Raw genomic sequence first — 1599 nt, forward strand, 5'->3', positions numbered from 1 at the left:
ATGCTGCCCTGGCACCCGAGGAAGGTGCCCTTCAGTCTGATGCTGCGGCGGAACGTTGGTTTCGGGAAGGAGGTGGTCGAGGGCCTGCACGTGCGCTGGCGCTACTGTGGGCACCTGCTGCGGGCGCTGTGCGCGTTCGCCGGCACGTACGGGCCCTGGCGCCTGGGCGGCACTGCGAATGAGCCCATGCACAAGTACTACGACCCGCGCCTGTTTGATGTGCTGCCGGACGACGACCTCATCCGGTGCTATGCGCCGAAGGAGAGCGACGACGGCGCCGTGCTGTCGGGGGACGAGGCGGGGGAAGCCGAGGGGCCGGGGCCGGTGACTCGGGCGGAGGCCATTGCCAGGGATACTGTTCCGTGTGGCGTCGACGTCGTCACGCCGCGGCAGTTCATTGCCGCGGGTTTCGACGTGCATTTCGTGGGGCCGCGTGATGAGGCTCAGCGAGGGGCGAGAGTCCGCGACGGCGACGGCGCACAGCGTGGCGACCAGGGCGGCCAGGACGCCGCGGGCGACGGTGGTGCGATGGAGGCAGATGAGGACCAGTTCGATGTCGGGGACGGAGACGAGGCCATGGCCGTCGATCACGATGTGTTCAGTGCTTGGCTCGAGAAGGCGCAGTTCAGGTACGGCGGGGCTGTGCAGCGATGGTGGGCGGGGCTGCAGCCGGAGGCGGAGGGCCATTTGGAGGGGCTGAAGTTTGGTGATGACGAGACGACGGAGGACCTGTTCGGGCGCTTGCTGGACGCGGCGCGGGGGGAGAGCACAGTGGTGGCCGTGCAGAGGGATCGGGTGCCCGTGGAGTGCGTGCGCGTCGATTTCCTCGTGGACTGGATCGGGCCGCGGGTCGGGGGGCCGTTCTCTGACCCAGACGGGGGCGTGACTCCGGAGGCGGTCCTGGACGATGTGATGCTGGAGTTGGCCATGGCCGGCAGGTTCGTGGGAGCTGCTCAGGACAAGGATACGGGGTGCGTGGAGGAGAATTTGCCGGAGTTTGACGAGGACGAGGAGGTCGCGCGGACGGGGGAGCGGATGATTTACGGGTGGCCTGGCCAGAGTGACGACCCGATCCCGGCGCGTTCTGTCGGTCGCTTCGCGAGGGCGTTCCCGTTGGAGTTCCCGATGGGCATCGGCGACCTCTTCGAGGACCGCCCTCGCCGGGTCTCCGTGCAGGAGTGGGTGCAGCACCTGATGCGCTACCGCACCGGGCAGTTCGTTGGTGGTCCGCGTGGGCAGCGCGTGATGTGGGCTATGGTGAACGTGCTGCTCCTGAACGAGGCACGGGCGAAGGGCTTCGGCGTGTATCGGACCATGTACAGGCGGGCGGGGCTCGCGGTGCAGGGCCCGAGTGTGATGACCAAGGGTGGGCTCAGGCAGATCTTGGAGAGCGAGGACCGTGTGCGGATCCTGGTGGGTCAGCTGGCGAACGTTGGGCGCGACGTGCCCTCGACCACGATGCATTGGTCCTATGAGTCTAAGAAGTTGCAGAGTACTGTGAAGCACTTGTCCTGGCACCCACCCTGGGTCGAGGGCCCTTTGGCGGACGGCGCGGAGGATGTCGGCAGGCGGTTCCTGCGCGAGATGGACCTGCCGGCG

1 protein-coding gene is annotated in these 1599 nt (G+C 67.7%); it reads left to right on the forward strand.

The window, feature by feature from the left end; all coding sequences use genetic code 11:
- Nucleotides 1-72: 72 nt before the first annotated feature.
- The coding region (locus GY812_16260) for a hypothetical protein (GenBank protein ID MCP4437036.1) at nucleotides 73-1599 on the forward strand (1527 nt) is incomplete at its 3' end.

Source organism: Actinomycetes bacterium (genome assembly GCA_024222295.1).
In the GTDB taxonomy this organism is placed as follows: Bacteria; Actinomycetota; Acidimicrobiia; order Acidimicrobiales; family Microtrichaceae; genus JAAEPF01.